The sequence below is a fragment of the Erythrobacter sp. S158 genome, assembly GCF_057364915.1.
On record NZ_CP200279.1, the window covers coordinates 425595 to 448968 of the forward strand.

The 23374-nt window shown below is 62.5% G+C and carries 15 protein-coding genes; 6 read left to right on the forward strand and 9 right to left on the reverse strand.

Annotated elements, in window-relative coordinates; translation table 11 throughout:
• Nucleotides 1–4 precede the first annotated feature (4 nt).
• Nucleotides 5–946, reverse strand: coding sequence for an alpha/beta hydrolase (locus tag AC0V6T_RS02190; RefSeq protein ID WP_486123943.1), 942 nt, complete (start codon nt 944–946; stop codon nt 5–7).
• A complete protein-coding gene (locus AC0V6T_RS02195; protein WP_486123945.1) occupies nt 943–4158 on the reverse strand; it encodes a bifunctional cytochrome P450/NADPH--P450 reductase in 3216 nt (1071 codons plus the stop codon). The genes AC0V6T_RS02190 and AC0V6T_RS02195 overlap by 4 nt, the downstream gene beginning before the upstream one ends.
• Nucleotides 4159–4187: 29 nt before the next feature.
• Here AC0V6T_RS02195 and AC0V6T_RS02200 point away from each other — a divergent pair, with 29 nt between their 5' ends.
• Together AC0V6T_RS02200 and AC0V6T_RS02205 are read left to right on the forward strand one after the other, a co-directional pair.
• Entirely contained in the window at nt 4188–5423 is a 1236-nt protein-coding gene (locus AC0V6T_RS02200; RefSeq protein WP_486123947.1) for an acyl-CoA dehydrogenase family protein, read from the forward strand.
• Nucleotides 5423–6445 (forward strand): acyl-CoA dehydrogenase family protein, encoded by a 1023-nt coding sequence (locus AC0V6T_RS02205; protein ID WP_486123949.1) that lies wholly within the window; start codon nt 5423–5425, stop codon nt 6443–6445. The genes AC0V6T_RS02200 and AC0V6T_RS02205 overlap by 1 nt, the downstream gene beginning before the upstream one ends.
• Here AC0V6T_RS02205 and AC0V6T_RS02210 read toward each other — a convergent pair.
• Entirely contained in the window at nt 6442–7968 is a 1527-nt protein-coding gene (locus tag AC0V6T_RS02210) for an SLC13 family permease (protein ID WP_486123951.1), read from the reverse strand. The two genes, AC0V6T_RS02205 and AC0V6T_RS02210, sit on opposite strands and share 4 nt — an antisense overlap.
• Nucleotides 7965–9107: an acyl-CoA dehydrogenase family protein gene (locus AC0V6T_RS02215; RefSeq protein WP_486123953.1), complete on the reverse strand. Its 1143-nt coding sequence runs from the start codon at nt 9105–9107 to the stop codon at nt 7965–7967. The genes AC0V6T_RS02210 and AC0V6T_RS02215 overlap by 4 nt, the downstream gene beginning before the upstream one ends.
• Before the next feature lie 233 nt (nt 9108–9340).
• Here AC0V6T_RS02215 and AC0V6T_RS02220 point away from each other — a divergent pair, with 233 nt between their 5' ends.
• The gene (locus AC0V6T_RS02220; RefSeq protein ID WP_486123955.1) at nt 9341–10537 is read left to right on the forward strand and encodes an acyl-CoA dehydrogenase family protein; all 1197 of its coding nucleotides are present in this window, start codon (nt 9341–9343) and stop codon (nt 10535–10537) included.
• Between the two features lie 30 nt (nt 10538–10567).
• Nucleotides 10568–11701 carry an acyl-CoA dehydrogenase family protein gene (locus AC0V6T_RS02225; protein WP_486123957.1) on the forward strand — a complete coding sequence of 378 codons (1134 nt, stop codon included), beginning with the start codon at nt 10568–10570 and terminating at the stop codon, nt 11699–11701.
• A 75-nt stretch (nt 11702–11776) separates the two neighbouring features.
• On the opposite strand, the gene AC0V6T_RS02230 is transcribed toward AC0V6T_RS02225, so the two are convergent.
• The 5 genes from AC0V6T_RS02230 to AC0V6T_RS02250 form a co-directional block, all read right to left on the reverse strand.
• Nucleotides 11777–14563 (reverse strand): DUF3857 domain-containing protein, encoded by a 2787-nt coding sequence (locus AC0V6T_RS02230; protein WP_486123959.1) that lies wholly within the window; start codon nt 14561–14563, stop codon nt 11777–11779.
• A gap of 44 nt (nt 14564–14607) precedes the next feature.
• The gene (locus AC0V6T_RS02235) at nt 14608–15828 is read right to left on the reverse strand and encodes an NHL repeat-containing protein (RefSeq protein WP_486123961.1); all 1221 of its coding nucleotides are present in this window, start codon (nt 15826–15828) and stop codon (nt 14608–14610) included.
• Between the two features lie 19 nt (nt 15829–15847).
• Complete coding sequence (locus AC0V6T_RS02240) at nt 15848–16969, reverse strand: pyridoxal phosphate-dependent aminotransferase (protein ID WP_486123963.1); 1122 nt, start codon at nt 16967–16969, stop codon at nt 15848–15850.
• Nucleotides 16970–16993: 24 nt separating this feature from the next.
• Nucleotides 16994–17815, reverse strand: coding sequence for a sulfite exporter TauE/SafE family protein (locus tag AC0V6T_RS02245; protein WP_486128473.1), 822 nt, complete (start codon nt 17813–17815; stop codon nt 16994–16996).
• A 70-nt stretch (nt 17816–17885) separates the two neighbouring features.
• Complete coding sequence (locus AC0V6T_RS02250) at nt 17886–19598, reverse strand: FAD-binding oxidoreductase (protein WP_486123965.1); 1713 nt, start codon at nt 19596–19598, stop codon at nt 17886–17888.
• A 410-nt stretch (nt 19599–20008) separates the two neighbouring features.
• On the opposite strand from AC0V6T_RS02250, the gene AC0V6T_RS02255 reads away from it, so the two are divergent.
• Together AC0V6T_RS02255 and AC0V6T_RS02260 are read left to right on the forward strand one after the other, a co-directional pair.
• Nucleotides 20009–21376 carry a multiheme c-type cytochrome gene (locus AC0V6T_RS02255; protein WP_486123967.1) on the forward strand — a complete coding sequence of 456 codons (1368 nt, stop codon included), beginning with the start codon at nt 20009–20011 and terminating at the stop codon, nt 21374–21376.
• 2 nt (nt 21377–21378) lie between these two features.
• The gene (locus AC0V6T_RS02260) at nt 21379–23373 is read left to right on the forward strand and encodes a heme-binding protein (protein WP_486123969.1); all 1995 of its coding nucleotides are present in this window, start codon (nt 21379–21381) and stop codon (nt 23371–23373) included.
• Nucleotide 23374 lies beyond the last annotated feature (1 nt).

Here is a 23374-nt window from a genome sequence, read left to right on the forward strand (position 1 = left end):
CTCGCTAGCCGAGCACCCAGTCGTAGATTTCGGGAAGCCGCGCTGCCCAGGCGTTCTCCTCATGCTCCGCGCCTGGGTAGACGCGGCTTTCCCACTCACTCCCTCGCTCCCAGCCTGAGCCTTGCATCAGAGTGTCGATGGCGCGCTGATAAGGTGGGTAGAAGGCATCGAGCGTGGCGGTCCCGTGGTCAAACCACAGCCGTCGCCCCTCCGCTTCGCCCAGCTGTGTGGTGAGCATATTCTGCCAGATCTCGAGAACTTCGGGATCGGTCGCATCGACGCTCTGCGGTGCGATGGCGGGCCAGTGGGTGCTGACACAGCCAGCGCGTCCGAAGATCGCAGGGTATTCGAGAAAAGCGTAGAGGCTGATGAGCCCGCCCATGCTCGAGCCGATGATCGCGGTGTCGTCGCGCGCGGTGAGGGTGCGGAAGGATCGGTTCACCCACGGCCTGAGCGTGCCGGCGATCCAGTCGATATACTCGCGGCTTACGATCGGCTTGCCATTCCCGAACTGGTCCATCTTGGCGCGCAGGACCGGTCCAGCTGCATCATAAGCGGACTTGGGCATGTACTGGCGATAACGATCCTCGCCCGGTGACCAGATGCCGACGATGATCCAGGGGTCTTCGCCGTGCGCGTCGGCATGGTTCAGCATCGCGCGGTCGGCGGCCCACACCTTGTCAAAGTTCGACAGGGCGGGATCGAACAGGTTCTGCGCGTCGTGCATGTAGAGCACGCGGTATCGCCTTGTTCCCGCGTCGTAATCGGGAGGCAGCCAGATGGTAAGCCGCTGATCGGGCAGGCCGAGCGCCGCAACGTTGCTGTATTCGATGAACCTGCCGGGCGTGGTTTGAGCATGCACAGCTGCGGGGAGCGCCGCCAGCGCCCCCGCACCGGCAAGCGACTTCAGCGTTGTGCGTCGGTTCGTGCCAGACGTTCGGCTCACCCGACCCACACGTCGAGCGAATAGCGTTCGTTGGCGATCAGATCTCCGACCCAGCTTTGCGCCTCAGCCGGGGTCGAGCCGGTCTTGTCGCTGTGAATCTTTGCCAGAGCCGCTCGCACGTCGGGCTCCATCCGCGCGCCGTCTCCGCAGACATATACGCGGCCACCAGCTTCCAGCATGTCCCAGATCGCGTCGGCGTCGTCGGCGATGTGGCCTTGCACGTAACACTTGCCTTGATCGACGCGAGAGTAGGCGGTGCGCAGCGTCACGATGCCGCGTTTGTCATAGTCCTCCAGCTCGTCGCGGTAGAGGAAGTCCTCGTCCGGGGTCCGGCACCCGAAATAGAGCCGCGCCGGCCCGAGTTCCTCGCCTGAACTGGCGAGTGCGTCGCGTGCCTGCAGAAAGCCGCGGAACGGCGCGAGGCCGGTGCCGGGTCCGACCATGATAAGCGGTACCTTGGGATCATCCGGCAGGCGAAAATTCGCAGTCGGCTCGCGCACCACGGCGTTGAACGACGCGCCGGGTTCAAGCTCGGCAAGGTAATTCGAGCAGGTGCCCTTGAACGTGCCCTTGCCCGAAAGCGCCGGTCCTTTGACCACTCCAACCGTGATCGAACACGTCTGCGGCGTGTCTCCGGGGGCGGACGAAATCGAATAATAGCGCGGCGACAGGAACGGGATCATTTCGAGGAAAACCGCCAGCGGCAGGTCGCAGGCGGGGTAATCCTCAAGCAGGTCTAGCACCGATTTGCGCTTCGCCAGAACATCGGTCGCGTATTGGTCCGTGCCGTCTTCTTGAGGCGGCTGGGCAAGCTTTTCGAGAGCGGGTTTCGAATTCGGGCACTCGGTGTAAAGCGCAAGGGTGGCAATGTCCTTGCGGGTTGCGACCGCCTGCAATTCACCCGCCGTCTTGGCGAGGTTGTAGACAGAGAAGGTGCTTCCACTCGGGAAGGGCCCGCGCATCTCGCTGCGCAATTCGATCCGCACGTACGTATCGGCATCAAGATTGAAGCGGCGCAGCAGCCGTTCGACCACTGCATCGTCATTCTCGGGAACGACGCAAAGGTGATCGCCCGGTTGGTAGGTTTCGCCTTGCGCCAGTTCGACCTCGATATGCCGGGTCGAGCGCCCTTCGCCCACTTCGGTGTTCTTCAATTCGCGATTGGCGACCATCGTGACGGCGTGCGCCCCCACGCGCGAAGCGACGGTGTTGGCGGTGACGCTTTGGGTGACTTCGACCTTGTAGAGCGGCTCTGCGATCCCGGCAGCCTCGCCCGAAAGGTCGAGGTCGAAATGCTCGCCAAGCTGCGGCATCAGCGCATCGAGCCATGTGTGGAACTGGGTATCGACATCGCTGCGCGCATCTAGCTCGGTGGTGGGTACGATCCGCTTTGCGCCAAGCTCTCCCATACGGGCATCGATCAGTCGTGGCACGGCCTGGAATGTCGCCGCCCAGTCCGAATTTCCGCAGCCGAGCATCATGTAGGAAACGCCCGAAAGGTCAGGCGCAGCGCCGTCCTTGCCCTCGATCCAGTCGGCGAATTTTGCGGCGTTGTCGGGCGGCATTCCATTGTATGACGCACAGGCAATCGCGACCGCACCATCCTCGGGCAGCTTGCCGACATAGTCGTCGAGCGGGGCCATCTCGACCTCGAAGCCGTTGAACTCGCCCTTCTGCGCGACCTCTCGTGCGAAGCTCTCGCTTGATCCCAGGTTCGATCCGTAAAGGACCAGCAGCGGCGTGCCGTGCTTGGGAACCTTGGGTTCGGCGGGTTCGGTTGCTGCGTCGTCCGCATCTTCGGTCGCCTTACCGCCGCGCTCCGCGTCCTTGCGCATCCGCGCCTTGATCGTGAACTCGTCGGGCTTGATCGAGAGCGTTTCCTTGATGTCGAGCTTGTAGTCGGAATGATCGAACAGCTCGAACCGCTGGAGTATCATCGCAAGGACAAGGATCGATTCCTGAATGGCGAACTGCCGTCCGATGCAAGCGCGCTGTCCGTTGCCGAACGGCTTGTAGGCATGCGGCGGCCGCGCGGCCTCGGCCTCGGCAGTGAAGTTCTCCGGATCGAACACCTCCGGGTTCTCGCCCCACACCGATTTGTCGCGGTGGAGCGAAGGGATCAGGACGGTCGTGAACGTGCCCTTGGGGATCAGGTATTTGCCGCCCAGCACCTCGTCCTCGAATGGAGCAAGGCCGAAAGCGGGGGCGGTCGGCCACAGGCGCAGGGCCTCAAACAGGATAGCGCGGATGTAAGGCAGCTGGCCGATCTGCTTGAGGCTTGGCGGCTGGTCGATGTCGCGGCCCAGCACAGTGTCGACCTCAGCATAAGCGCGGGTGAGCACGTCGCGGTTCTTGAGCAGGTAGTAGAGCGTGAAGGACAACAGACCCGATGTCGTCTCGTGGCCCGCAATCAGGAAGGTGTTGATCTGGTAGCGGATGTTCTCATCCGACAGCCGCTCTCCTGTCAGCGGATCGCGGCCCGACAGCATGAAATCGAGCAGGTCTTCCGGCCCGTCGCCACCGCTGCGCTGGCGTTCGCGAATGATCTCATCGACGAGATTGTTCATGTATTTCGCATCGCGGTGAAGCTGTTTGACGGCGTCGCCCTTGAGCAGCTTTTCGCCTGGAATGCCGCGGATCTTCTGGGTCGTTTCCAGCGTGCGGGTGAGCGCGCGGATGAAGGGGTGGAAGTCCTCGCGGTAGAACGAATTGAACCGGTATCCGAAGCCGCAGACCCCGATCGTATCGAGCGTCAGGCGGATCATGTCCTTGGGCACGTCGATGACATCGTCCGAATTCATCCGCTCCCACTTCATGACCAGCTGGGTCGCGATATCGGTCATCATCGGAAGGTAGCTGCCCATCGCCTTCTGGCTGAAAGAGGGGAGCAGAATGTTGTGCGCTTTTGACCAGTTGGGCGCATCAGTGTCGCCGGTGAAGAGGCCATCGCCGCCGATCAGTCGCAGTCGCTTGAGCGGCCCGCGCACCGACTTGTCGAAGCGCTTCTCGTCGCACACTTCGGCGACCAGATCCGCGCCCGATATAATCACGATCGGCGTGCCCATCATATCGAGCTGGAAGATCGGGCCGTACTCTTCCGCAAGCTCCATAAGCGACTGGATCTGCTGGCTTGCATCCACCGTCAGAGCGTTGCCGATCAGCGGCTTGCCGGGAGGTTGCGGGATCGGTGTGAGCGTCGCGTTCGTGGCCATGGTTCGATGTCTGCCAGACAATTGCGAGAGTGAAAAGCCGCGATGGCATCCGCTCTGCCATCCGCTCTGCCATCCGCTCTGGACGCGCAGTCGCTTGCCGATTACGCCTGCGCCTGATGTTCCAGTTCCCTCGTTTCGCTTTCGACCCCCAAGCCGATGAGCTACGTTCACAGGTGCGCACCTTCCTCAAGGCCGAGCGCGCGTCGGGTGGCTTCGTGCCGCAGGCCGATTGCTGGGTCTCGGCAGCGGACCCGGAATTCAGTCGCAAGCTTGGCTCAAATGGCTGGCTCGGCATGACGTGGCCGAAGGAATATGGCGGGCATGCGCGGCCCATGGCGCACCGCTTCGTCGTGACCGAGGAATTGCTCGCAGCGGGCGCTCCGGTCGCGGCGCACTGGATCGCGGACCGCCAGACCGGCAGCCATATCCTGCAATACGGCACCGAAGAGCAGAAGCACGATATCCTGCCCCGCATCGCTGCGGGCGAGTGCTTTACCGCCATCGGGATGAGCGAGCCGCAGGCGGGATCGGACCTCGCAGCGATCAAGACGGCGGCTAGGCGCACGGATACAGGCTGGGTGCTGTCGGGTCGCAAGATCTGGTCGACCGGGGCGCATTTTTCGCATTACATGATCGTGCTCGCGCGCACGTCGCCTGCCGAGGGGCGCAACCGGCAGGTGGGCCTGTCGCAATTCCTGGTCGACCTCTCGCTTCCCGGCGTCGACATTTCAGGCATCCGCGATCTTGGCGGCACGCCTCACTTTAACGAGACGCTGTTCGAGGATGTCGAATTGCCTGCGGACGCGTTGCTCGGGATCGAAGGCAATGGCTGGGCGCAGTGCATGGGCGAGCTTGCACTAGAGCGTTCGGGGCCCGAGCGGTTCCTGACCTCGCTGATCGTGCTCGAAACTGCGATGCCGGTCATTGCACGTCATGCCGATGATCGCCGAGCTGGCGAGATCGGGTCAATCCTTGCGAATCTGCGCGTGCTGCGGCGTATGTCGCTCGGTGTGGCGGAGTTGCTTGAGCGCGGGGAATCGCCTGCGACTCTTGCCGCCGTGGTCAAGGAGATGGGCAATCGGCTTGAGAACGATGTCGTCGCAAAGCTTCGAGGCGTGCTGGCGGGTATCCCAAGGGCAGAGTGGCCGGATGAACTCGGGACGCTGTTGAGAGACGCGGTGCTGCATCTGCCGTCCAACACCTTGCGCGGCGGAACGACCGAGATCCTGCGCGGCATCATCGCCCGCGAAATGGGAATGCGGTAATGGCTGGCGGGATGGACGCAGGCGACCTGCAGATGATCGGCGAGGGGCTGGAGCGTATCCTTGCCGATACGCCGCTCGAAGCTATCGACCATGCGGGCGGGGTCGGAGACGAAATGAACGCCCTGTGGCAAACGCTTTACGAGAATGGCTACCCGCTCCTTTGCGCGAGCGAGGAGCATGGCGGAATGGGCGGTTCGCTCGCCGATGCCGCGTTCGTTGCGAGCATCACCGCGCGTCACGCGCTTGCGGCTCCTCTGGCTGATACGGTGCTCGCAATCGGAATCCTGTCGGCTTGCGGGATCGAGCCGCCGGTGTATCGCCTCGCGATTGCCGATCCGATCGATGAAGGCGCGCCGCTGGCTCATTCGACGCAGAGCGATGCGGTGCTAGTCCTCAAGGGTGGACGCTTACGACTTGAGCCACATTCTCCAGGGCAAGTGGAGCCGCTGAAAGGCGCGGAGGACGGTGCGGCGCCGCGCGGCTCGCGGATCGAGGCGATGGAGGACATCGCTGCGCCGAACTGGCTGACGGCAGAGGCTTTTCATGCGCTTGCCGCGCTTGTCCGGTCGGCGCAGATGGCGGGGGCCATGCAGGCGGTGCTCGACCTGACGCTGACCTATACAGGCGAGCGCGAGCAGTTCGGCAGGCCCTTGTCGAAGTTTCAGGCGATCCAGCATCACCTCTCCGACATCGCCTGCGAAACCGCTGCTTCCATCGCGGCGGTCGAGATCGCGAGCGATGCGCTGGCGGCTGATCCGCATTGCGGTGCGCGAACGATCGAGGAAATCGCGATTGCCAAAATCCGCTGCGGCCAGGCGGCGGCGCGGGTCGCTGCGGGAGCGCACCAGGCGCATGGCGCGATGGGATTCACCCGCGAATACAAGCTTGGCCGTTATACCCGCCGCCTGTGGCAATGGCAGGATGAGTTCGGCTCGGAAAGCGAGTGGGCAATCCGGCTTGGACGAGCAGTTCTGGCCGAGGATGAGCCTGCGCTCTGGCCCCGGATCAGCGCGCCGCTCTAACTGAAGACCAGCCCCATCGCCGTCCCGCCGAGCCAATAGACAAAGCCGGTGATGAGCGCGATCCCGATCAGGTTCAGCACCACGCCTCCGCGCGCCATCTGCCCGATGGTGACGGCGCCGGTGCCGAACACGATGGCATTGGGCGGCGTTCCGACAGGCAGCATGAACGCACAAGTCGCGGCGAGCGCTGCGGGCACGAGTAGGCCCATCGGCTCCATCCCGACACCAAGCGCCACGCCTCCCAGAACGGGAATCAACGTGGCCGATGTCGCGGTGTTGCTGGTGAGCTCTGTCAGGGACAGCACGATGGCCGTGACACTTGCGATCAGCAAGATGGCGGGCAGGGTGGTGAGCCCGGCGACTTGCGTTCCGAACCAGGAATCGAGCCCGGTTCCCGCGACCGCTCCGGCAAGGCTCAGACCTCCTCCGAAGAGCAACAACACTCCCCAAGGCAAGCCCTCTTCCGCGTCCTTCCAGTTCAGCACCATCTCGCCCGGTCGGCTGGTCGGCAGGAGGAACAGCGCCACGCCTGCGCCGATAGCGATAACCGCATCGTCGAGCACGCTGAGCACCGCGAGCATGCCTTCGGACAGCGGCAATTGTTCGAGCAGGGCGGGAACGATCCACAGGAAGGCGGCGCTTGCGAACACCCATGCCACACGCCGCTCGCCTGCATTCATCGAGCCCAGCTCTTCAACCTCGCGATCAATCAATTCCTTGCCGCCCGGTATCTCAGCAAGGTCGAAGCGGTAGAGAAACCGCGTCATGACGAACCAGCCGATAGCGATGAAGCTGACCGACAGCGGCAGGCCGAGCATCATCCACTCGGCAAATCCGATTGTGATGTCGAGCTGCTCACGCGCATATCCTGCGATGAAGGCATTGGGCGTGCTGCCCGTTAGCGTGGCGAGGCCCCCCATGCTCGAAGACCATGCGATTGAGAGCACCAGGCACACGCCGAAGGTCGCGATGTTGGCGTCGGCCTCGCCATCGACCGTACCTGCGACCGCGGCATTGGCGCTCACCAGCGAGAGCACCGAGATCGCAATCGGCACCATCATCAGCGTCGTGGCCGTGTTCGATACCCACATCGACAGGAACGCGGTCGCGATCATCATGCCGAGCACAATGCGGGTCGGCGAGACGCCCACGCGCTTGACTGTGAGCAAGGCAATACGTCGGTGCAGGCCCCATTTTTGCATGGCAATCGCGATCAGGAATCCGCCGAGAAACAGGAACACAATCGGGTTCGCATAAGCGCTGGTGGTCTCGCGAACGGTCCTCTCTGTCAGCGCAGGAACAAGCACGATGGGAAGCAGCGATGTGACCGCAAGCGGTGCGGCTTCGGAAATCCACCAGACCGCCATCAGAGTGGCGATGGCCGCGACAAAGCGCGCATCGCCCGACATCTCCGCCGAACCCAGCAGCGCGTAGACGAGAGCGGCGAGCGCAATGCCGAGCGCGCGATATATCCAAAGCAGTGAGGCTGGTCTTGCCCCATTCGCCGTGTCTGGACGGCTCACGAACCCGCCTGCCGCGACAGGATTTGCAACATGACTTCGTCAGCCCCGCCGCCAATCGAGCCCAACCGGCTGTCGCGATAGGAGCGCGCGACGGGCGAGTCCCACATGTAACCCATGCCGCCCCAGTACTGCAGGCAGGCATCGGACACCTCGCGGCTCAGTCGCCCGGCCTTCAGCTTCACCATAGTCGCAAGCCGCGTCACGTCCTCGCCCGCAATGTGCAGTTCCGCCGCGCGGTAGGTGAGGCTGCGCAACAATTCGACCTCGGTCTCCAGCTCTGCAAGTCGGAAAGCAACCGACTGGAAATCAAGCACGCTCTGACCGAAAAGCTTGCGACCCGCCGCATATTCGCGGGTCGCGGCGATCAGGTTTTCCATGCTGCGAAGCCCCGCTGCGCCTGCCCACAACCGTTCGATCTGGAACTGCGACATCTGGTAGGCGAAACCCTTGCCTTCCTCGCCGATGAGGTTCGCCTGAGGAACGCGCACGTCTTCGAAAAACACCTGCGTCGTGTCGGAGGAATGCATGCCTAGCTTCCTGAAGCGCGGCGCGGTGCTGATGCCGGGCATATCCATCGGCACGCAGATCAGCGACTTGTTGTGATGCACGCCGCCTTGGGGATCGGTGATCGCGAGCAGGCACATCCAGTCGGCCTGCGTGCCGTTGGTCGTCCACATCTTGGTGCCGTTGATGACGTAATCATCGCCATCCTTCCTCGCCGTGGTGCGGATGCCCGAGACGTCCGAACCAGCGCTGGGCTCAGACACGCCAAGGCACGCCACATAATCGCCGCTGATCGAAGGACGCAGGAACCGCTCGCGCACATCGTCATTGCCAAAGCGGGCGAGGGCAGGCGTCGCCATGTCGGTCTGCACCCCGATCGCCATCGGCAGCGCACCGCAATTGATCGTGCCGACCGTCTCGGCAAAGACGAGGCCGTATGAATAGTCGAGCCCTGCGCCGCCGAATTCCTCGGGCATGTTGATGCCGAGGAACCCCGCATCGCCCATTTTCTTAAAGAGCCTCTTGGCAGGGAAGATGCCCTCTTCCTCCCAAGCATCGACATGCGGGTTGATTTCGCGCTCGATAAACGATTCGAGCGAGGCCTTGAGAGCCTCGTGCTGCTCGGTGAATTGCATGGCTGATCCTGTCCCAAGTGTGCGTTTTGACCAGTCCTAATCAGCCCCGGCCCATGCAGCAACGCCCAGCGGCGGGAAGTGGAAAACACGGGCATCCCGCCGTGACGTTACGTCAGGTGGCGCTCTTGCGCACTTAAGCACTCAATACGGGTTCAAAAACGAAACTTATCCTTTAAGTGCTGCGTAGCTCGTGGCACATTGAACCGCAGAAAGTTTGAAGAGAGAGCACAGCTATGAACCTCGAATTCACCCCCGAAGAAGTGGCGTTCCGCAAAGAAGTCCGCGCCTTCATCGAAGAGAACCACCCCAAGCATCTCGAAGGCATGGGCAACCGCGAAGACATGTCGCCCGAAGACATGACCGCGTGGCACAAGATCCTCGGAAAGAAGGGCTGGTCAGCGCCCGCATGGCCGGTCGAATATGGCGGCACCGGCTGGACCGCGACGCAGCGTTATATCTGGTCGGAAGAGAATGCGCGCGTCGGCACCTTCATGCCGCTGCCCTTCGGCGTCTCGATGGTCGGCCCCGTGATCTACACTTTCGGCAATGACGAACAGAAGCAGCGCCACCTTCCCGGCATCCTGTCGGGTGATGTGTGGTGGTGTCAGGGCTATTCGGAGCCGGGCGCAGGGTCTGACCTCGCCAGCCTCAAGACCACTGCAGTGCGCGATGGTGACCATTACGTCATCAACGGCCAGAAGACCTGGACAACGCTTGCTCAGCACGCCGACTGGGGCTTTTTCCTGTGCCGCACCGATCCCGATGCCGCCAAGCCGCAGGAGGGCATCTCCTTCATTCTGATCGACATGAAGACGCCGGGTGTCGAAGTGAAGCCGATCAAGCTCATCGACGGCGGTTACGAGGTCAACGAGACCTGGCTCACCGATGTGCGGGTGCCGGTCGAAAACCTCGTGGGTCAGGAAAACATGGGCTGGACCTATGCGAAGTTCCTGCTCGCGCACGAACGTTCGGGCATCGCAGGCGTTGCACGCTCCAAGCGCGGCGTTGAAAAGCTGCGCGAAATTGCCGGTAGCGAAACGCTCGACGGCAAGCCGCTGATGAGCGACTTCGATTTCGCTCGCAAGGTCAGCCAGCTTGAGATTGACCTTGCAGCGCTCGAAATCACCGAACTGCGCACGCTTGCCGGTGAACAGGCGGGCAAGGGGCCCGGGCCGGAAAGCTCGATCCTCAAGATCAAGGGCACCGAGATCCAGCAGCGGCTAACCGAACTCACGCTTGAAGCGGTCGGTTCGTACGGAACTCCGATGTATGGTTCGATCGCGGATGCGAACTCGAACCAGTACCCGATCGGGCCTGATTACGCGCAGCACTCGGCTGCGACTTATTTCAACATGCGCAAGACATCGATCTACGGCGGATCGAACGAAATCCAGCGCAACATCATCACGAAAATGATCCTCGGCCTTTAAGGGACCGAGCGACACCAGAGAGGAACACACGTGGATTTCAACTTCACAGAAGAACAGGACATGGTGCGCGATGGATTGTCGCGCCTTGTTCGCGAAGAATACGGCTCGGAAACCCGCCGCGAAGTGATCGCGAGCGAGGCCGGATGGCGTCCCGAGATCTGGGCGCAGCTGGCAGAGCTTGGCATTCTTGGCATGCCGTTCAGCGAAGAAGATGGCGGCTTTGGCGGCGGTTCGATCGACGCGATGGTCGTGATGGAAGAATTCGGCAAGGGCCTCGTGGTCGAGCCGTTCGTGCCCACTGTCGTGTGCGCTGGCGGCTTCCTCAAACACGCCGGTACGGCGGCGCAGAAAGAAGAGCATATCGGCGGCATCGTTTCGGGTGAGCGGGTCTATGCCTTCGCCTATGCCGAGCCCAAGGGCCGGTACGATTACGCTGACCTTGAAACCACCGCGAAGAAGGACGGCGATGCTTACGTGCTCAATGGCCACAAGGCGGTCGTGATCGGCGCGCCGTGGGCAAGCCACCTTATCGTCACCGCCCGCACCGGCGGTGATCGCCGCGACAGCGAGGGTGTGTCGGTCTTCGTCGTCGACAAGAGCGCCGACGGCGTCGTCACCCGGGATTATGCGACCGTTGATGGACGCCGCGCTTCGGAAGTCTATTTCGAGAACGCGCAGGTGCCTGCCGACGCTCTGATCGGTGAAGAGGGCGCTGCCCTACCGCTGATCGAACGCGTCACCGACGAGGCCATCGCAGCACAATGCGCCGAAGCCTGCGGCGCGATGAAGGTCGCGAACGAAATCACGCTCGAATATTCGAAGCAGCGCAAGCAGTTCGGCGTGCCAATCGGCAAGTTCCAGGTACTTCAGCACCGCATGGTCGACATGTACACCGAGTATGAAAGCTCGGTCTCGATGACCTACCTTGCGACCCTGCGCCTCGACGCTGAAGAGCGTGAGCGCAAGCTTGCCGTGTCAGCCGCCAAGGTTCGCGTGGGTCAGGCGGCGCATCACGTTGGCCAAGAATCGATCCAGATCCACGGCGGCAACGGCATGACCGACGAATATGCGATCGGGCACTATTTCAAGCGCCTGACGATCTTCGACAACGAGTTCGGCAATATCGACCACCACATGAAGCGGCACGTGGCGCTGTCTTCTTAGAATCGGTCGCGACTGAAATCATGGCGGGCGGCTACCGTGAGGTGGCCGCCCGTTTGCTTTAGAAGTCGAGGCTCTTTAGAAATCCAGTCCCCACGCGCGGTAGGTCTGCTCAATGGCTGGAGTCATCGCCAGCGCAAGCTCTATCTCGCGGCGACCCTCGGCCTCCTCGCCCTGACGGACCTTGATGATCCCGCGAAGCAGGCGTGATGCGGTCAGGCCCGGCTGTGAGAGAAGCGCTGCGTCGACATCGGCCAGAGCCGCATCGAGGTTGCCCATCCGCAAGTGAGCCAGCGCGCGGCTGTCGAGCGCGGCGGCGGAATAGTCGCTCTTCTCGACCGCATCGATGCAGGACTGCATCCGCTCATCGTTGAGCACGTTCCAGATGCCCGCATTCCAGCACACCGAATTGAGCAGCGTTCCATCGCCTGGACGGCGGCGCACTTGCGCAGCGAGAATGTCGAGCCCTTCCTCGACCGATCCCGCCCAGCCAAGCGCGGTCGCCATCAGGTTCGCCTCATCTACCGGATCTTCGGCGAAGCTTGCAAAGTCCTCGGCTAGCGCAAGCGCTTCTTCGGTCTCTCCGAGCAGCGCAAGCACCTCTACCTGGTTCTCGTAGGTCGCGCCGTCGGGCTTGAGGTCTTCTGCGAGCTGCAGGTCGGCAAGCGAACCCTCGAGATCGCCCAATTGCCGGCGAAGCGACGCGCGGCGCAGGTAACGGTCGCGCGAAGCTTCGATTTCGATCGCTGCCTCGACGTCTTCGAGCGCGCCTGCATGATCGTAGACCCCGGCGCGGAAGGCCGCGCGGTTGAGGTACGGATTGCCTTCATCCTCGTCGGCTTCTGCGATGGCCTGCGCGTAGAAGGCTTCGTGCGCATCGAGCAGGGCGCGGTCCTCCCCGAAATATTCCCACAATTCGCGCACGCCGCCAGAGGTCTGCACCACCGGCAAGGCTCGGTCGAAACGAGCAAGAGCGCGGCGGGCGACCGGGATGTCTTCGGCAGGCAATTCTTCGGTCACGCTTCGCATGGACTGCGACAGGATGAAGCGGTCGCCTTCCAGCTTGGCCGTCGAGGACAACTCGACCCCGCCGATTGTTTGCGAGGATTCCTCGCTGCCTTCGAGCTCGAAGTCGGGACCGGTCGATGGCAGCTTCATCTCCAGCTCGGAAGCGAAGTAGATCGGGCCGTTGAGCTTAAGGGGAATGTCGCGCCATGCCGCCCGTGCGCGGTCGGTGTTGAAGCCGACGGCTTTGGCGGCCTGAGCGGGGGCGACGAGCTTGTATTCAATATCGTCGCGCCGCCATGGCGTCGTTCGAGCGCCGCGAGCGCTCACTCGGGCGACCCCTGTTTCGACGTCGTAGGATATCTCGTGATCCACCAATTGCGCTGGGCCAACGACGCCCGACACCGCGCGGTAGACCGCGCCTTCGCGCATGTCCTCGTCGCCTTGTTCCGCGACCGAGCGCCACTGCGCGCCGGCCGTGCCGCGAAACTCGATTTCGACGTTGAAAAGCGCAGGCAGGCGCACGCCGGATGAATGGTCAACTTCAAGCCGCACCAGCCGGTCGGGCGTCGCCTTCGCGCGCTCGTCCAGTTTGATCAGCTCAGCGCCCTCGTCGCGCAAGGGCAGGGCGTAGAAGAAGCGCGGGACCGCATCGATCGTGTCGATCCGCGTGCCAGAGGATGTGCCGTCGAGCCAGTAGTTCACCCCGTCGATCTCCGCGCGCACGATCATGTGGTCGAAATTGCCCGGCATGGGGGCAAGCTCGGGGACAGAATCGCCGCCTTGGCTCTTGACCAGCACGACTTCTGACGTGACGCCCAGCTCGCGCAGCATGGCGAGCAGCAGCACCGATTTCGCCTTGCAGTCGCCGAAGCGGTTTTCCCATGTCTCCTCGGGCGACTGGGGCAGGTAATTGCCGCCATCGAGGCCGTTCAGAAGGTAGCTGATATCGTCCTGCACCAGCTTCACCGCCATCGCGGCGCGGGTGAGTGGATCATCGCTCGCCTCGGCGATGCGCGCGACCTCGGCAGCCAGATCGCCTCCCGTCTCGATGCTGCCCTCGACCTTGTAATGCTTGGCCATGTTGGAGGAGACGGCCTGCCAATCGGCATAAGTCGACACCTGCATCAGCTCGCCAATGCGGAAGCGCGAGGGTGCATCGCCTGGAGTGGGGTCGACCTCGTTTACCGGAATGTCGACCGACCAGACATTGTAGCCGTCCACAAGCTGAGGCTCGCCCACCTCGGCGTCGCCCTTGCGAAGGCGGGCAACGGCCAAGTCTTCGGGCCAAGAGACGCTGATCCGGCCACTTCCAAGAGGGAAGGGATCGGCGATGATGCCCGATTGCCATTGCACGTTGTCGCCCATGGCCTGGTCGCTGGTAGTGACCGAATAGGCGAGGCGGATGATATCGCCCAACCGCGCGCCCGGCACGTTCATCGTCGCTGTCAGCGCGCCGTTCAACAGCCGCGATTCAAGCCCCTGTTCACGGCGGAGAACTTCGAAGCGCGTCTCACCTTCGAGCAGGTCGATCACCTCGTCATCGCGGATGATCTGGACCGCGTGAACGATGAGGTCACCCTTGTCCGGAAGCCAGTTGGCGGAAAGCGTACCGAACCGGGTCAGGGCTTGAGGGGAATCGACGGCAACGGCGGTGTCGCTATAGCGCCAGAGCTGCCCGCTCTCGATCCGGGCCTGCTGGTCGAGAAGCAGGATTGGCGTGCCTTCCTCGCGCGCTTCTGCATCGATTTCGCGTACATCGACCCAGTCGGGCCGATCGTCATACAGAACTTCATCACCGGCCAAGGCAGGTTGTGCCACGAGCGCTGTCGTGGCGAGGAGCGACCCCAAGTAACGCATTGAATTAGTGTCCCCGTTTGAATCCCGTCAGGCTTACGTAGAGCCTAGTCCTCGGCTCCTTGCAAGACGAAGCGCTGGACGCGGCGTCCGGTGTTGACTTCGCTGGTGTAGACATTGCCTTCGCTGTCAACATCGACGCTGTGCAGCCAGATGAACTGGCCGGGATAGCGGCCATTGCGTCCGAACCAGCCAACAACATTGTGCGTTTCGCGCAGAAGGATCCACACCCGGCCATTCATCATGTCGGCGACGTAGACGTAGGTTCCATCGGGACTGAATGCGACGTCGCTTGCGGTGCGCGTTCCTCCCGTGCCGTCGGCGATCACGACATCGCGGACGAACTCGGTTCCATCTTCGGTTTCGCGGAAGACTTGCAAGCGATTGTTGCGGCGGTCGCAGACATAGACGGTGTCGTCCGGACCTCTGACGACGCAATGGACAATGTCGCCAAAGCTGCGGCTTTCCGGGTTTGCGCCGCCATCGCCGGTGCTGGTCGCCTGGCTCTGGTCGAAGGGTTCGTCGCGCGTGCCGCCATCGGGATCCTCGGCATAGGCGCCGTAGAGCTCGTCAAAGGCGAGGTCGCCGTGGTCGAAAGCAATAATGCGCTTGTTGATATAGCCGTCGGCCACCAGCACGCTGTCACCATCGGCAGCGATGTCGGCAGGATTGCCGAGATATTCTTCGCTCGAATTGCCCTCAGTCGTCTGGCGGCGGCCGATCTGGCGGATGAACTCGCCATCGGCTGTGAAGTTCAGCACCACATGGTCACCATTGCCGTTGCCGCCGATCCAGACGGTGCCTTCCTTGTCGACATAAAGGCCGTGCACGTTGGCGGGCCATTGCTCGTCGCCTTCCTCGACCGCGTTGCGCCCGCTGCCCGTGACCGTGCTTTCACCCGGCGCAAGCTCTGTGCCTCCCCAACTGCGCAGGAGATTGCCCTCCTGGTCAAACTGCAAAACATGCGGCGGAGCGGTGCAACAGGCCTGAGTGATCGGCGGATCGGTGTCGCGCCCGATTTCCGTGGGGGCGAGCGAATTGGGGCGGGTGAGCACCCAGATCGTGTCGTCTTCGGCAATCGAGAGGCCGGGGATCTGCCCGAGGATCATGTCACCGGGCAGCTTGGGCCAGCTGGTGTCGACCTTGAAAGTGGGCATCTCGACGCTCTGGTCGACATGCTCGCTCTCCACATCGACCAGCGTGTCTGCCAGCGCAGGGCTCGCCAGACCGATCGCAGCGCCAAGCGCCGCCCGTGCCGAAAATCGCATCAGGCTAATCCTCTTCTCTCTATGCTCTCATGCCATCGATAATCTCGGGCAGCGCGGATGCATAGCGCGAAACGTCCTCGAGCATGCCGGTGCTGACGCGTGAATACTGGGTCCATTTGCCGTAGGCGCCGCGGATAGAGATGCCGCGCTCAGCCATGGCAGCCCGCACGGCGTCGGCATCGGGCACCTTCACGTAGACGAAGTTGGTCTGGGTCGGCAGCGCGGTGAGGCCCGCTTTGGCCACTGCGTCCATGATCATCTCGCGCCCTTCGAGCACCATCGCACGTGAACGGTCGAGAAAGCCGTGATCGTTGTAGCAGGCGATGGCAGCGGCAACGCCCGAGATATTACCACCAAAGCTCATCAGGTGGCCGCGAATGCGCTGGGCATTCTCTTCGCTCGTGATCGCATAGCCAACGCGCATTCCCGCCATGCCGTAGATCTTCGAGAATGTGCGGCACACGATCACGTCCTCGCCCGCGCGAACCAGATCGATCATAGTGTTGTCGTCGGGATTGTCGGTGAGCTCGTTATAGGCCTCGTCCACCAACAGCGTCGCTTTGCCTTTCACCTTGCTGGCAAAAGCGCGCAGGTCAGCTGCGGGGATCAGCACGCCGGTCGGGTTGTTGGGGTTACAGATCTGGATCAGCGAGGTTTCTTCGCTGACCCCCGCCTCCATCGCATCGAGGTCGAGGTTCATGTCGGTGGCCAGAGGCACGCGCACTGATTGCACGCCCTGCCGCTCTCCGTAAAGCAGCGTCGTATCCCAGAACAGTTCAGCGCCCAGCACCGAACCTTGCCGCCCCCATGCAAGCGCGATGGCGCACAGGATTTCGGTCGAGCCTGATCCGATCACCACCATCTGCGGAGAGACATTGTGCCGTTCAGCGATCATGTCGCGCAGGCGGCGCTGTCCGCGGTCTGCATAATAGCAGCCCATCTGCGCGCTCTCGTTCACCGCCTGGATCGCGGAAGGGGCGGGGCCATAGGGGTTCTCGTTGCGGCTCAAGAGCGCCTGTCCGTGCATCGGCCCAAAATCGGGCTCGGCCATCGGGGTCGTTGCGGTGGAGGCTACGGGAAGAGCGGAAAGCCCGGCTCCGATGGAGGCTCCTGCAAGGAAGGTGCGGCGATTGGCGTGCATGATTGGTCCCCTTTTCAACTGGCACTAGAACTTGGCGATCATCGTTACTCCGACGACAATGAGGTAGATTCCGAAGATGCGGCGAAGCACCTGCGGCGCGAGATTGTGAGCGACCGCAACTCCGAGCGGCGCGAAAATGATCGAGGTGACGATGATGCCGAGCGCGGCTGGCAGATTGACGTAGCCCAGCGACCCCCACGGCAATCCGACCTCTCCTAACCCAATGATGGCAAACCCGATTGCGCCGGGGATCGCGATGATCGCGCCCATGCCGGCAGCGGTCCCGATTGCGCGGTGGATAGGCGCGCCGCACACGGTCATGGTGAGCGTTGTCAGCGTCCCTCCGCCTATCCCGAGCAGCGCCGAAAACGCGCCGAGCGTGCCCGCAATCCCTGCGCGGGGAATGCCTGCGGGCATGCCAGCAAACATTGGCTCGGCAGCGCGCGCAGGCAGCAGGAAATAGAAAGCAAAGCCAAGCACGCCCACGCCAAAGATCATCGCTAGCTGAGCGCCTGAAACGAAGTCGGCGATCCACGCGCCTGCGAACGTGCCCAGCACCACCCACAGGGCCCAGCCCTTGAGTAGATCGAAATCGACCGAGTCTCGCGCGGCGTGGCTCATGGTCGAGCGGACCGATGTGAAGATGATTGTTGCAAGCGAGGTTCCGACCGCGACATGCGCCGTTTGTTCGGCAGACACACCCATCAGCGGGAGCAGGAAGACGAGGGCTGGGACAACGACGAAGCCGCCCCCGATGCCGAACAATCCGCCCGCGAAGCCAGCAGCCGCCCCTGCCAAAAGCAGTGCGGCCCCTGTCAATGCGAGATCAGATATGTCGCCCACCACCTCGAACATACGCGTGTTCAAGGATTCGCCAAGCGCTTTGTTGCAGCGCAGCAAAAATGGCGGACGGGCCCTACTTACCGGTCAGCCTTGTTTTCCAGTAGTCGGTGAAGAACAAGTCGTGCGGATCGCGCTGCGCGCGCAGATCCATGAAGTCGTCAAAGCGCGGCAGATTGTCGCGGTAATGCTTTGCCCAGAAAGGGAGGTTGTCACGCGGGATGAACTTGCCCCAGTGCAGACGGAACGGAATGTTGTTCTGCTTCAGGATGTCCCAATACTGGTCGAGGAAGCCCTCGTCGTCATTGGGAATACCGTCATTGTCGCGGTACCAGTACACGTCGATCCGCACAGCTCCTCGCGCATACTCGTCCGTGCCATCGCTGTAGCCCGGATGCATCCAGCCACGGGTGGGCGAGCCGCCATAAACCTCGGTCGAGAAATAGCCGGTGGCCTCTTCGCCGCCTTCCTCGAACATGGTCTGATAGATGTTCATCACCTCCTGCGTGCGGTCGATCGGCACCCAAATCTCGGTGAACTCGGTGCCGAGCAATTCGTCGCTGACGGTGTTGTCCATGCAAAGCGAGCGCCAATACCAGTCGTTGAATGTCGTCTCTTCCCCGCGCTCGGTCATCGGCTGGAAGATCGGCAGCAGCTTCGGAAAGACCGCGGTGATGACCGCGTTGAAGAAGGCAAGCACGGTCGCGATTGCCCCAGCGACAATCCCGGTCAGGCACCCGAGCAGGAAAGTCAGGAAGCGCGAGATCTCGCCCTTCTCGCTCTGCCGCAGTACGAATGCGAGGTTTTCAAGATAGGCGCAGGTCTTCTGCCAGATCAGCCCGATGATGCGTCCCGGATTGGTATTGCCCACCAGCACGAAGATGAGCGCACCGAGATATTGCTCGGTCTGGCCGCCATAGTCGGGCGTGAACTGCTGATAGGGCACGTTGTCGTCGGGGTTCTTCGGCGGATCGACCCGCTTCGCCTGCCACGTCTGGATGCGCTCTGCGCCCTTTTGCGGCCACCACACGACGCGCGTGTACTCCGTGTCCTTGAGGAACTGCTCTAGGCTAGGCTGGTCCGCGCTGCCCGAACCGAGGAAATCCATCGGCGCTTCTGAGCCCGAAAGAGGCGTCGTCTGCTCTGACCCTTCGACGTTGTACATCTTGATGAGTTGCATGCGGACCGCGACGACAATGCCCAGCAATCCTATCGAGGTCGCATAGGCGTGGAAGTGCTCATGCCCCTGCTCGATCCATTCGCAATTGCCAGTGCCGTCGACCACCTTGAAGGCAACGGCGTTGTCCCAGCCATAGCGAGTCGATCCGCCCGCCGATCCGGTGGCGGTAAACCCGGCAAGCGTTTGGTGCGTAATCCCGCCTAGCGTACTGACGGCCCAGCCTTGCTGGAAAATCTGGTAGAGCAGGCTGTTTTCCAAAGTCGAGACGCCGAACGGTTCCTGCGGGTCCCAGCCAAGATTGATACCCGGTCCTGCCTCGATCACGCCCTTGTCAGTATCGACCCATTTGAGATCGCGCATCTTGTCGAAGGCGATGTTGATCTCGCGCTTGCCATCCTTGGGCGGGGGCGGACTTTGCTGGAGCGTGCGATTGCGCGGATTGTCGCTGCTGGGATCGGTGTAGATGCTCCACGCGACCGAGTGCGTCGCACCGCGAGCACGGATCTGTACACCAGCCTCACGCGCATAATGGACAAGCGCAATCACCTGATCCTCGTTTGCAGGATGGAAGAAGCCGTCGCTGCCGACGGGAATGGGCGGTGTTGTCATGATATCGGCTCGGCTCCCCTGAAAATCGCGCCTGACCTATTCATGACAAGACTGCTCGATCCTTGAAAGGACTGAGACGACAGTTTCACTCATATTGAGGCAACACTTGCAAAAAATTCGCGAGGTTTGTCCGGGAAATCATCGGATTGAAGGTTGCATCTACCCGTCGCTACTGTGACAAAGGTGCACTTGCTTGGGAGGGCAGAGTCGGGGGATCACCCATTACTTGACGTTACCATACAAGTATCGCGGTCTGCGCATTGCTAGCCTTTGGGCGTAGTTTGCGCAGGCAGCAGACGGGATATCTGGGTGCGCATGGCGCTAAGGGCTTGCGTCGCTCGGATAAAAAGGCAAAGTTGCAGGCATCTCGTGGGGGGTATGAGATGACAAGATCAGGGCCGAAGTGGGGATTGGCTAATTCCCTGAGCCGGAATGTCGCGGGTTTCGCGCGCGTCTTCGCCGTGCTCGGGCTCATCGCAATCTATCCAGCAGCAACCGCATCGGGCAACGCGCAGTTCGAAGGCGTGGCCAGTTGCGCAGGTTCGACCTGCCATGGCCGTGCCGAAGGGAACGGCGCTGTAGTCAGGCAAGACGAGATCGCAACCTGGCAGGAGCCTTCCTCGCCAAGCGGCGCTCACAGCCGCGCCTATGCCGTGCTCGCCGGTCGTCGTGGCCAGCAGATTACCGCAACACTCGGCCTTGGTGATGCGACGCAGGCCAAGGAATGCCTTGGCTGCCACGCCACTTACGTTCCCTCCGCTCCTAAGGGTCCGCGCTTCCAGCTTTCCGATGGCGTCGGCTGCGAAAGCTGCCATGGCCCCGCAGGCGATGCGTGGCTGTCGAGCCACTATGCTCGCCCTGCAACGCATGCTTCGAACGTTGCCGACGGCCTTACTCCGCTCGAGCAGCCGCAGGTTCGCGCCAATGTCTGCCTGGATTGCCACTATGGTTCGACCAAGCCGGGGCAGTTTGTCACGCACTCGATGATGGCAGCGGGCCACCCGCGTGTCTCGTTCGAACTCGACCTGTTCAGCGCGCTTCAACAGCACCACAATATCGATGACGATTATGTCCAGCGTAAGCGCAAGCCCAACGCGGTGCGCTTCTGGGCGGTGGGTCAGGCCGAGGCGGTGCGCCGCGCAACTGGTCTCTTCGCCAATCCGAAGTTCGGCATGGAAGGCGTCTTCCCGCAGTATTACTTCCTCGATTGCCATTCGTGTCACCGCGAAATCCAGGACTCGAGCCAGCGCCGCCTGACGTTCGAGGAAAATCCAGGGCGTCCGATCCCGTTTGGCAATGCGCCGTTCAATGATGAGAGCATCATCATGCTGACCGCCGTTGCCGGGGCTTTGGTGCCGGGTCAGGCCGACGAATTCCGCGCAGCCAGCCGCAGCTTCCACGCAGCGATGGGCGGTAACGGCTCCGATCCGCGCGAGGCCGCGATTGCGCTGTCGCAGCGGGCAGGGGCGCTTTCCAATGCTCTGAGCCAGCGGGCCTATGCCAACGCCGACGCCTTCCGGGTGATCGGCATCATCGGCGACAACGCGATCCGCCCGCGCTTCACGGACTATTCCGGCTCGGTGCAGGCGGTGATGGCGATCGACACGCTTCTGAACGGCCTTGTCACCAATGGCCGCGTCACTTCCGGCGCGGCTGCCGGTATCCGCTCCGACATCAACAAGGCCTATGCTGCTGTGCAGGAGCCAAACGCTTACGACCCCGATAACTTCCGCGCGTCTCTGGCTTCGGCCATCGCAGCGATCCGCAGGTTGAGCTGACCATGGCGGGGGGATGGAAAGTTCTGGCAGGTGCACCGCTTCTGGTGCTGGCCGCCTGTGGCGGTGGGGACTCCGCTCCCGGAGGCGGGGGCACGGGCGGTAATCCGCCGCCACCTCCACCACCGCCGCCTCCACCGCAGGGGCAACTCTTCAACTTCCCAGCGCAGGAAAGCCTCTCGGTCGGCGAAGTTCAGCAGATCATCGCTCAGGCCGCAGGCGAGGCGAGCGCGCGCGGTATTCCATCGACGATCGCTGTCACTGACCGCGTTGGTAACGTGCTTGCCGTGTTCCAGATGGCAGGCGCACCGGGCACGACGCAGGTAAGCCTCAACCAGATCGGCGGCACGGCAGCACCGGGCGCAGGGATCGGCTTGCAGGGCGTCGATGTTCCTTCATCGGCGGCAGCCATCGCAAAAGCGGTGACGGGCGCCTATCTGTCGAGCGGCGGCAATGCGTTTTCGACCCGCACGGCCAGCCAGATCGTGCAAGAACACTTTCCGCCTGCCCCGACCACAGTGGGGCTTGAAAGCGGCCCGCTGTTCGGTGTGCAGTTCAGCCAGCTTCCGTGCTCAGACCTCAGCGAACGCTTTTCCGCATCGGGCGGGCCGGGGGCCTTTATCGGGCCCAAGCGTTCGCCGCTTGGCCTTGCAGCCGATTCAGGCGGGCTTCCGATCTACAAGAACGGCGTCATCGTCGGCGGGATCGGGGTAGAAGGCGATGGCAATTACGGCTTCGATGCCAACATCCTTGATGTCGACAACGATCCGGAAGAATTCGCAGCGCTCGCCGGGACGCAAGGTTTCGTCGCACCAGAGACGATCAGGGCCAACCGCATCAGCGTCGATGGAACAGCGCTCCGCTTTGTCGATGCGCGGTTTGACCAGCTTTCTCCGCTCCAGACCAACTTTGACGCGGTAAACGGTCCGGGCGGCGCGCTGATTTCTGTCGCTGGCTATACCGACGGCACAATTCGCGCAGGCACCGCATACGGCACAGAGGCAAGCGGCATCCGCGCCTCGACCCCTGCCGAATTTTCCAATCCCGACGCCTTTGTCCTGACCGACGGAAACGGCAACAACCGCTATCCGATCCGCGCCGGGACCGATGGCACTCTGGTTAGCCAGCCCCTGACGGCGAGCGAGGTTCGCGCGGTTCTCGAAGAAGCGTTCGTTGTCTTGAGCCGCGCTCGCGCACAGATCCGTCGCCCGCTCGACAGCCGGATGCAGGCGACGATCAGCGTGGTCGACACGAACGGCCAGATCCTCGGCATCGTTCGCAGCCCGGACGGACCGATTTTCGGCACCGACGTGTCGCTGCAAAAAGCGCGCACCGCAGCGCTTTTCTCGAACCCGATTGCCGCGCAGGACTTCTCGGCGGCTCCGCCCGAAGTGGCGGCAGTGGTGCAGCGGGTGCGCGATTTCCTTGGCGATCCCAATGCCCTGACCGGGACATTCGCCTTTGCAGACCGTTCGGGCGGCAACCTTGCGCGTCCCTATTTTCCTGACGGTGAAGTCGGCCCGATCGCAGGGCCCCTCTCGGTTGAGGATCCGCAAGAGTTCAGCCCGTTCGCGACTGGGCTTCAGCTGACGCTAGTTGCCGGAAACATCTTCCAGCACGCGGGCTTTATTGTGAGCAACGGGACACAGCCTGATACGCCGCGTGCCTGCACAGGGCTGCCCAACACTTCGCAAGGCACGCCGCGCATTTCCAACGGCATCCAGATATTCCCCGGCTCGGTCCCGATCTATCGCGGCGGCCAGCTGATTGGCGGTATCGGGGTTTCGGGCGACGGTATCGACCAGGATGACATGGTCAGCTTCCTCGGCCTTCACAATGCAGGGGTGCGTACCGGGTCGATCAACAACGCGCCCAACGACATCCGCGCGGACCGCATCGTCGTGAACGTCGCCGGGCGGCAAGTCCGGCTGCGCTACGTGAACTGCCCGTTCGCGCCGTTCCTCGATGATCCGACACAGAACGTATGTGAGGGGCTGTAAC